General features: G+C 35.7%; 9 protein-coding genes and 1 pseudogene. 9 read left to right on the forward strand and 1 reads right to left on the reverse strand.

The features are described 5' to 3' along the window. The 8 genes from HMPREF0381_RS03280 to HMPREF0381_RS03315 all read left to right on the forward strand — a co-directional run. Window positions 1-756 (forward strand): ABC transporter ATP-binding protein (locus HMPREF0381_RS03280; protein ID WP_008750451.1); only part of this gene is annotated, 756 nt, incomplete at its 5' end. Further along, window positions 753-2717, forward strand: coding sequence for an FtsX-like permease family protein (locus HMPREF0381_RS03285; protein ID WP_008750452.1), 1965 nt, complete (start codon window positions 753-755; stop codon window positions 2715-2717). The genes HMPREF0381_RS03280 and HMPREF0381_RS03285, both read left to right, overlap by 4 nt. A gap of 120 nt (window positions 2718-2837) precedes the next feature. Continuing rightward, complete coding sequence (locus HMPREF0381_RS03290; RefSeq protein WP_008750453.1) at window positions 2838-4136, forward strand: M18 family aminopeptidase; 1299 nt, start codon at window positions 2838-2840, stop codon at window positions 4134-4136. After that, window positions 4137-5372, forward strand: a complete 1236-nt coding sequence (locus HMPREF0381_RS03295; RefSeq protein WP_008750454.1) for an AI-2E family transporter — start codon at window positions 4137-4139, stop codon at window positions 5370-5372. Window positions 5373-5428: 56 nt separating this feature from the next. Beyond that, on the forward strand, window positions 5429-5956 hold the full coding sequence (locus HMPREF0381_RS03300; RefSeq protein WP_008750455.1) for a hypothetical protein: 528 nt from the start codon (window positions 5429-5431) through the stop codon (window positions 5954-5956). 196 nt (window positions 5957-6152) lie between these two features. Then, window positions 6153-6536, forward strand: coding sequence for a heavy-metal-associated domain-containing protein (locus HMPREF0381_RS03305; RefSeq protein ID WP_008750456.1), 384 nt, complete (start codon window positions 6153-6155; stop codon window positions 6534-6536). A 161-nt stretch (window positions 6537-6697) separates the two neighbouring features. Further along, the gene (locus HMPREF0381_RS03310; protein WP_008750457.1) at window positions 6698-7213 is read left to right on the forward strand and encodes a DsbA family oxidoreductase; all 516 of its coding nucleotides are present in this window, start codon (window positions 6698-6700) and stop codon (window positions 7211-7213) included. A gap of 271 nt (window positions 7214-7484) precedes the next feature. Further along, window positions 7485-8087: a 3D domain-containing protein gene (locus HMPREF0381_RS03315; protein ID WP_008750458.1), complete on the forward strand. Its 603-nt coding sequence runs from the start codon at window positions 7485-7487 to the stop codon at window positions 8085-8087. Between the two features lie 238 nt (window positions 8088-8325). Here the strand turns inward: HMPREF0381_RS03315 and HMPREF0381_RS03320 are convergent, their stop codons facing one another. Further along, complete coding sequence (locus tag HMPREF0381_RS03320) at window positions 8326-9216, reverse strand: polysaccharide deacetylase family protein (protein WP_040461108.1); 891 nt, start codon at window positions 9214-9216, stop codon at window positions 8326-8328. Window positions 9217-9481: 265 nt separating this feature from the next. Between HMPREF0381_RS03320 and HMPREF0381_RS16050 the strand changes: the two are divergent. After that, window positions 9482-9553: pseudogene (locus HMPREF0381_RS16050) on the forward strand (IS200/IS605 family transposase); the annotation flags it as partial.

Here is a 9553-nt window from a genome sequence, read left to right on the forward strand (position 1 = left end):
GCAATATTGGAATGTAAAAATATTAAGAAAACATATAAAACAAAAAATATAATAACAGAGGCTCTAAAGGGAGTAAACTTTTCCGTAGAAAAAGGTGAGTTTATCTCTATAATGGGAGAGTCGGGTGCCGGCAAGACAACGCTGTTGAATATAATAGCTACACTTGATAGGGCTACATCAGGTGTGCTGAGTCTGAACGGCAAGGATATCAGTACTCTAAAAAGCGGAGAGATTGCAAGGTTTCGCAGAAAAGAGCTTGGATTTGTATTTCAGGATTTCAACCTCTTAGATCAGTTTGGCAACAGAGACAATATCTATCTGCCGCTTGTACTGTCTGAGGAGAATTTGTCATTGATGGAGGATAGGCTTAATGAAATCAAAGACAGACTTGGAATATCGGAACTGCTTGATAAATATCCTTATGAAATATCAGGCGGACAAAAACAAAGAATTGCTATTGCAAGGGCTATTATTACAAAGCCTTCACTTTTGTTGGCTGATGAGCCTACAGGAGCATTGGATTCGACATCTTCGGAGATGATTTTAAATTTGTTTCGTCAGGTAAATGAAGATGGACAGACTGTTTTGGTTGTAACACATTCTCTAAGAGCGGCATCCTATGCAAAGAGAGTATTATTTATCAAGGACGGAATAGTTTTTCATGAGATCTACAGAGGAGAGAATGAGGCGCAGGGCGATTTTATGGAAAGAATCAGTCAGGCTGAGTTTATGCTTGGCAGAGGTAAAAAATTATGAGTTTTTCAATGATAAAAAAATTTGCAATACAAAATCTGAAAGCAAACAGAGTACTTGAAATTCCATTTGTTTTATCATCAGGAATCATGCTGATACTTTTTAATATAATGGCAAGTTTGATAAGTAATAACTATGTCAGAACCAGACATAAATCATTGCCTGATATAATACTGATAGGAATGTTTATATTGGCAATCTTTTGCCTTGTTTTTGTACAGTATGCTGTAAATTTTCAGTTAAAGAAGAGAAATAAAGAGTTTGCATTATATGCTGTATTGGGTCTTGAGAAAAAACATATTGTTAAGATTATAAGTACTGAATTCCTTATACTCTTCACTGCAATATGGATAATGGGTACAATAGGAGGATATATCTTCGGACAGCTTTGCTTTTTGTTTTTAAACTTTTTAATGAGAGATGTATCGGGAAGATTGATGGATTTTCCGTTCAGTCTTACGGCATTGTTTAATACTACAATTCTGGTTGTGGCACTGTATTTTATAAGCATTATCAGAACAGGTTTCGGAGTACTTGTATCCACGCCTATGGAGTTGCTTGAAAAAGGACATAGAGGAGAGGGAGAACCGAAGGTAAAGATAGTGGTAATGCTTTCAGGTTTTGCATTGCTTACAGTCGGTTACGGTATAGCATTGTTTGTAAAAGGCCTGCTGTCCTCCATGTTATATTTCTTTGTAGCTGTTGTTACCACTATTATTGCGACATACTTATTATACATTACCTTTTCAGTATTTGTTTTAAAATTACAAAGGAAAAATAAAAATTTCTATACTCCGAAAAAATTTTTAAGTATCAGCGGACTTTTGTATAGGATGAAGGGCAATGCAATATCACTTGCAAGTATCTCTATCCTCAGCACCGGAGTTATCTTAAGTTTGTCTACTACAGTTGCAATATACTCAAACTATGTAAAGCTTGGCGGCAGTATAATGCCCAGAGAATATAGTATTGAGGCAGGCAGTGAGCATATCGGCAATGAAGATATGGCAAAAAAACTTCAAAGTCTGGTAGAGTCAAGTGTGTCTGAGTGGTCAATGATTAAGGATGAGTATACTATATTTGAAACAAATACGGCTGTTACTAAAGTGGGTGATGAGATAGCTAAATATAAAGGGGACGGCATAGCCGATCCGGTATTTGTAATTGCAGGTGATTTAAACGGCTATAATGCAAGAACTCATCAGAATATTGAACTTGGTGATGATGAGATTCTGCTTTGTGAGAATAAGAAGAATAAAATCGGTGATATACTAAAAATCGGTGACAGAAATTTTAAGGTTAGGAAGATAGACGGTATTATTTCACCTGATTTTTCAGCAATGGATGTATACAGTATTATTGTTAAGGATTTGGATGCTTTGGATTTTGTAAGAAAAGCTTTGGACGGGTCTGATATAACTTGCAGTGTATACTGGGATGTGGATGGAGTAGATGATAAAGAGTATAAGGATACATTGTTAAAGCTTAGAGATGCCATAAAGAGTGAACTTAAAGGTGATGGCAGCAGTATGTACGGTGTAAGCAGTCGCTCTGAGATAATTACTCAGCGTTATGAGGTAAATGGCGGATTCTTGTTCCTTGGAGTCTTGGTAGGTATTATCTTCCTTACAGGAACCATATTGATTACATATTATAAGCAAATCAGTGAAGGTTATGAAGACAGAGAAAAGTATCAAATCATGAAAAAGCTTGGACTTAGTGATAAACTTATCAAGAAAACCTGTGCATCTCAAATAGGATGGATGTTTTATGCACCGCTTATTATAGCAACGATTCATTGTATTGTAGCATCAAAGATTATATTCAGGCTTTTGGGTCTGTTCGGTGTAGGGGATGTTTTACTGTATGTGATTTGTCTTGCAGCGGTAATTGCAATATTTGCAGCCGTATATTTTATTATATTTGGGCTCACTTCAAGAGGTTATGAAAAGATAGTGGAATAAAATTAAAGTATGTTAAAGATATAAATATAAGAACTGTAATAAATTTTCCTGATACACTGAAGGCTTTATATGGTATAATTGTTGCGATTATATATTGATTGTACCATAGAAAGAGGCTGTATGGAGATTTTAAGTGAGTTGATGAATTTTTTGGATTCATCAGTGACAATGTTTCATGCAATAAATGAATGTGAAAAGGTTTTAAAAAATTGTGGATATATATATTTGCCTGAAAACGAAAAATGGAATATAGGAGCGGGAAAGTACTATACAAAGAGGAATTCGTCAAGTCTTATCGCTTTTGATATAGCGGACGGAGACTATCACTTTCAAATAAGTGCATCACATTCGGACTCACCTACATTTAAGCTGAAGGATAGGCCGGTGATTGAATCAAACGGCTATCTGAAGCTGAATGTTGAAAGCTATGGCGGAATGATTGATGCCACATGGCTTGATAAGCCGCTGACAATTGCAGGAAGAGTTATGACAGGTACCAAAGACACTATAGAGACAAGGTTGCTTTATATAGATAAGGATCTTCTTATTATTCCTAATGTGCCGATACATTTTAACAGAGAAATCAACAAAGGATTTGCTTTTAATAATCAGGTGGATATGTTGCCGGTATTTAGTGCAGGCAGACTGAAAGAGGATGATTTTAATAAAATGCTTGCAAAAGAGCTTGGTATTAAGCCCGGAGAAATAATTGCAAAAGATCTTTATCTGGTCAACAGACAAAAGGCTGCCGTACTGGGATATGACAATGAGTTTATAGCAAGCGGAAGACTTGACGATCTTGAATGTGTGTATACATCTTTGCTTGGTTTTATTGAAGCCGGGAATAGTGACCATATCAATGTCTTTGCAGTATTTGACAATGAAGAGGTGGGTTCTGTGACAAAGCAGGGGGCAATGTCTACCTTCCTTTCCGCTACATTGGACAGGATAAATATGGCTCTTGGCAAATCAAGAGAGGACTATTACAGAGCCATAGCAAAGAGTATGCTTATCAGCTGTGACAATGCACATGCCCTTCATCCGAATCACCCTGAGCTTTTTGATATAAAGAACAGACCGGTTTTAAATAAGGGAATTGCAATCAAAGAGAGTGCAAATCAAAAGTATACTACAGATGCTTTCAGCAGAGCCGTACTGAAAAGTATTTTGGATAAAAGAGATATTCCGTATCAAACTTTTGCAAACAGGAGCGATATTATAGGAGGCTCAACACTTGGCAATCTTTCAAATACAGTTGTAAGCATGAATGCGGTGGATATAGGATTGCCGCAGCTGTCAATGCACTCGGCATATGAAACCGCAGGTGCTTTAGATGTATTGTATGCTATAGAAGCACTCAGGGCATTCTTTGAGACAAATATTGATATAAAAGATGACAAGGTCTTTTTAGAGGTGTAGATGAAAGATAAGAATGAAGTATATGTTAAATGGGGGCTTACAGCAGTTGCGGTGATACTGGTAGCTCTTGTTATATCTTTGGTTTTTAATAAGCTTGGATATATAGCAGTTACTATAAAGGCTATAGTTTCTACTGTTTCTTCAGTGTTTTACGGTGTGGTAATGGCATTTTTAACAGCACCGGTATATGATAAGATAAGTGACCGGCTTGCAAAGATATTTTCATCACTGTTTCCGAAGTGGAAGAAGCCAATCAAATTGGCAAAGTTTATAGCTACTCTTGCCTGTCTTGTTATTTTGATATTTGTAATATTTGCACTTATAATGATGATTATACCTGAGCTGGTAAACAGTATCAGTAATGTTATTAACTATGCGCCAAACGGTATGTTAAAACTGGAAGATTGGTTAAAGGATATACTGAATAAAAATCCTGACCTTGAGAAGCTTGTAATAGGCAATTATCAGGATATCAGTGACAGATTAAGTGATTTTGCAACTACCAATGTTTTGCCGAATGTAAATACCTATATTAAAAATCTTTCAAGCGGTGTACTCAATGCTTTGGGTGTAATAGTAAATATTATAATCGGTATGATGGTAATGATGTATCTTCTTAATATGAAGACTACACTGGCTTCTCAGGCAAAAAAGATAGTATATGCAATTGCAGGTGTAAAGATAGGTAATGAGATAGTTACAGAAGCCAGATACATTAAGGATATGTTTGAAAAGTTTATTGTAGGTAAGATAATAGATTCCATTATAATAGGAATAATAAATTATATCTTTATGGCTGTAATACATATGCCCTATGCTTTGCTTATAAGTGTGGTGGTAGGTGTGACCAATGTAATACCTTTTTTCGGACCTTTTATAGGTGCGATACCGAGTATAGTATTGTTATTACTTATTTCACCGCTTACGGCACTGCAATTTGCCGTTTGGATTTTGGTATTGCAACAGGTTGACGGAAATATTATCGGACCGAAGATTTTAGGTCAGACTACAGGATTGCCAAGTTTTTGGGTATTGTTTTCAATACTGCTGTTTGGAGGTCTGTTCGGTATTGTGGGTATGATAATAGCTGTACCTACATGGGCTATTATATACAGGACGATAAGCAGGGTTTCAGAATATTTCTTAAGAAAAAAAGGACTTGAACCTGACAGTAAGCACTATATGGATCTTGACTATATAGATGAAGAGACAAAGAAATATATAAAGATGGAATAATTATATACCTCTCATTTGATATAATCAATTGAGGGGCTTTTTTCTAAGGAGGCGGTATGACGGAGAGTAATTTAAAATATATACAAAATGTAAAAGTAGAGGATATACCTTGGCACAGGCTCACTACAGCATATAAAAGAGCTACAGATTTTCCTAAGTATTTTGATGTTCTTTTTAAGATGAAAAGTAAAGAAGATGTGAAAGCGGCAGGAGAAGAGATTGCTGTAAATATAGAGCATCAGGATACACTTTGGCATGCAACGCCATTTGCCTGTATATTTTTGTATAGGATTTATAAAAAGGCTTTAGAAAATAAAATAAAAAATGATATAGCCGAATATCTGGCAGATGAACTGTCGGAACTTTTTGATTATATCAATGCGGCGATTAAGACGGTTAATGGTATGGAACACTCTGATGCCCTGACACATTTTAGTGATATGTTGGATGAGAAGTATCTGTGGCCAGAGATTTATGATGAGGAAGAGGATGAAATGAGATGGGACGAAGGCAATGTATTTCCAGATGATTTGTATTACAGCTTTTATTATTATTCAGAGCAGGTACTTTCATTAGTGGAATAAGTTGTAATCGGATGATTATGGTAAATATAAAAGTTTCAGCATAAAAATATAAAGTATTCGGAGGTTAATATGAAGCCGGTTATAAAAGAAGATATATTAAAAGCATTGAATAAACCAAACTTTATAAAAACGGGTATATCTTTATGAAAATAAGTGGTATACTCCTAGTTAGCAAATTCTAACTCGGAGGTTTTTTATGAACAATATAATAAACATAATTGCAATAGTAATCGTTGCATTGATAGTGGTTTTTGGAACAGCTAATTATATCAAAAAGCTGAAAAAGGGCGGAGATTGTTGTCCTGAACATGAGGAAGGTACAAAGTCTATAAAGGTTAAAGACAGAGATAAGTCACATTATCCGTATGAGGCGAAGCTTGCGATAGACGGTATGAGCTGTGAAAACTGTGTAAGAAATGTTGAGAACGCACTTAATGCACTGGACGGCACATGGGCAAGTGTGAGTCTTGAAGACAATATGGCAACTGTACTTTTAAAGGATAAGCCCGATATTGAAAAACTCTCAAAAGCAGTATCGGATGCAGGATATTTGGTATTAAAGAGGAAATCTTCTTACTAAAAGCAGATAATAAGTATAAAAATTTGTAATATCATTTTTGGCAAAATTTAATAAGTATATGTTATAATAGAGGTAACAATATATTTGTTGATGCGAAAAGAGTTTTATAATGTATAATTATTATACGGTTTAATTTACATCACGCATTAGAAAGGAAGTTTATGTCAAAGAAGATAAAAGTATTTTATGATTACACCTGCCCTTTTTGTTATAAAGGAATAAGAGAGCTTCAAGATATTTTGCCGGATTATAAAAGTGTAGAGATTGAATGGTCTCCATGTGAGGCACATCCAAGACCGGAACCTGCCCGAATACATTCAGACTTGGCTGCACAGGTGGGTTTTTATCTTGCAGAGAACGGTCTGAATATAAAAAAGTACAATGATTTGGTGTATGAGGCATATTTTGAAAATCATCAAAGAATTGATGATAAGGAACTTTTAGCCGACTTGGCAGAACAGGCAGGTGCAAATAGAGAGGATATCTTGGCACTGTTGGCTGCAAATAAGAATGCAAAGAAGGTAGAAGATTCAAATATTGAGGTTTGGGAAACTTTGGCTATACCGGCAGTGCCTTCATATGCATATGATGGGAATGTTGTAGCATCAGGAGGTGGATTATTGGTTTCTATCAGTAAGGTGGCGGAGCTTTTTAAATTTGCTGCAAATGATAAGTAATTACTATTTTAAGAGAATTTTACAACGGTTACTTAAAAAATATTTAATAAAATTTTATTTATGAAAAAATCAAAATCACATTATAATATATAAAAATATATTATAATGTGATTTTTTTATATGAAATACACGAAAAGAATTACATTAACAAGCTTTAGTTATTATTTCGCAAGAAGATTGAAATATTTTCGTATTGACATTTAACATTTATGTAATATAATAAAAATATCCCGACAAACAAAAGATTCGTTCTTTGCAAGAAAGGAATAAAATGAAAAAAATAAGAAACTATTTTAAAAAGATTATTTTAGTTGCGTCTGTTTTAACTGCCATTATGGCAGGAAGTGTGTATGCGGCTACACAGAAAGAAGTGGATTATGTAACCGGTCCGGCATTCGGTCTTAATGCGGATCAGTACGAGACGACACTTGACTCTTATAAACAACAGCAGGAAGCTGAACTTGTAGCAAAGGAGGATGAGGAGATAGCTGCTCTTAAAGCATCTGCCAGAGGCAGATCTGTAGGCAGGTTTAAGGCATATGCCTACTCACTGGATACCGATCCTTCCAATGTAACTACCGCAGGAACCAGACCGACTGTGGGAAGAACTATAGCGGCAGACTGGTCAGTACTTCCAAGAGGAACCAGAGTTCGTATCGGAAACAGTGACACTGTATATATAGTAGAAGATACAGGCGGTGATATCAAGGGAAAGACCATTGATATTTTCATGAACAATGACAGTGAAGCCAGATCTCATGGTGTGAGATATCCTGAGCTTTTTGTTATTGAGGGTGATGCAAAGTCCGCTCAACAAAAGATTGATGCAATTTTAGCAAGAAGAGCCGAGAGACAGGCAAAACAAAACAAATAACAGGAAATACAGTATAGCAAATAAGTTAATATGTGAATAGATAAAGACAGTTACAAGCGGGTAACAGACAATAGGGTATTATTGTCCTGACTTTGTATATAAGACCTGATTGATATCAGGTTTTATATAGAAAGTATAATTAATATGTTTGCAAAAGGGATAGTAAAGAGAAGATCGATTTGATTTTCTCTTTTTATATTATAAAAAAGCTCCCACAGTCGTTTGCAGGAGCTTTGAATTATTTTGCAAATTGTCTTGGCGGTGTGTTTTCATTAAGCAGTTCAAACTTATATCCGTCAGCTTTCAGTCTCTCTATGATGGTAGGCAGTGCATCATGTACGAATGCTGTAGAAGGCATATCATGCATAAGCAGAATGGAATGAGTATTTTCATTTACCTGCTTAATCGTCTGGTCAATAAGTTCCTGACCTTTCTTACCCTCAACATCACCATCAAATGAGTTCCAGTCAAAGTATACGATTCCTCTGTCTCTTACAGCCTGTAGGAGCTGAGGTCTGATAGCTTTGTTGTAACTTGCATTGCTTCCTCCCGGAAAACGAAGCATCTTACTATGTTCTCCGGTAGCTTGAAATATAAGATCGTCCATAGCATCATAGTCTGACATAAAAGCATCTACAGAAGCATATATCTTCTTATAATTATGTGTCAAACTGTGAACGGCTACATTATGCCCTCTGTCTTTTATTTGCTTCAACATATTTTTAAGAGGCTCGGTCTCCATATACTGTGCTGTAACAAAGAAACAGGCCTTGATATTGTACTGGTCTAAGATATCCAACAGCCTTGGAGTACCGGTCCATGGACCGTCATCAAATGTGAAATAAACAACCTTTTCATCCGGTCCCGGGTTGCTCTCAGGCGTAGCGGTGGTCTCTGCAACAGTTTGTGCAGTTTCACTTTCCGGTACGGCAGTTGTCTCACCTTCACTTGAGGTTTCACTATTGTTTACCTCTACAGTCTCGGCATCACCCTTTGAAGCAGCCACCTTGACATTTTTCTTTCTTGCATTCCAACCATAAGCAACCATGGCTGTGAAAATACAACAAAAAATTAATACTACAATTGGTACAACGACATTTCGTTTTTTTCTTCTACTTCTCTTTTTCATTTCTACCTTCCTTAGATAAATTGAATGCCCTGAGTCTTGTAGGATCTACGAAGATATATAGAATGTAGATGACAAACAGAGTATTCCATACACTGTTCTAGTATAGCAGATAATAGGGAGTTTGTGTTGATATTTTTCTTAAATACTTTTAAAGGAAAGTTGAAATAATGCTACCGCAATCCCACCGGCTTTAGACGGTGGGTTAAGGTAGCAAAAAATAGATATTTGTGATACAATAAATAGCGTTATGGGAGTATAGAAATCAAAGAATAGACACAAATATTTATTACAGTATCATATTATTTTTGTATGTAAGTACAGAAAAAAGCTTTTAGAA

The organism is Lachnoanaerobaculum saburreum DSM 3986 (genome assembly GCF_000185385.1).
GTDB lineage: Bacteria > Bacillota > Clostridia > Lachnospirales > Lachnospiraceae > Lachnoanaerobaculum > Lachnoanaerobaculum saburreum.

Bases quoted from the DNA above. Each gene is read 5' to 3' on its own strand.
- HMPREF0381_RS03285 (WP_008750452.1), top strand. From the start codon at position 753: ATGAGTTTTTCAATGATAAAAAAATTTGCAATACAAAATCTGAAAGCA.
- HMPREF0381_RS03290 (WP_008750453.1), top strand. From the start codon at position 2,838: ATGGAGATTTTAAGTGAGTTGATGAATTTTTTGGATTCATCAGTGACA.
- HMPREF0381_RS03295 (WP_008750454.1), top strand. From the start codon at position 4,137: ATGAAAGATAAGAATGAAGTATATGTTAAATGGGGGCTTACAGCAGTT.
- HMPREF0381_RS03300 (WP_008750455.1), top strand. From the start codon at position 5,429: ATGACGGAGAGTAATTTAAAATATATACAAAATGTAAAAGTAGAGGAT.
- HMPREF0381_RS03305 (WP_008750456.1), top strand. From the start codon at position 6,153: ATGAACAATATAATAAACATAATTGCAATAGTAATCGTTGCATTGATA.
- HMPREF0381_RS03310 (WP_008750457.1), top strand. From the start codon at position 6,698: ATGTCAAAGAAGATAAAAGTATTTTATGATTACACCTGCCCTTTTTGT.
- HMPREF0381_RS03315 (WP_008750458.1), top strand. From the start codon at position 7,485: ATGAAAAAAATAAGAAACTATTTTAAAAAGATTATTTTAGTTGCGTCT.
- HMPREF0381_RS03320 (WP_040461108.1), bottom strand. From the start codon at position 9,216: ATGAAAAAGAGAAGTAGAAGAAAAAAACGAAATGTCGTTGTACCAATT.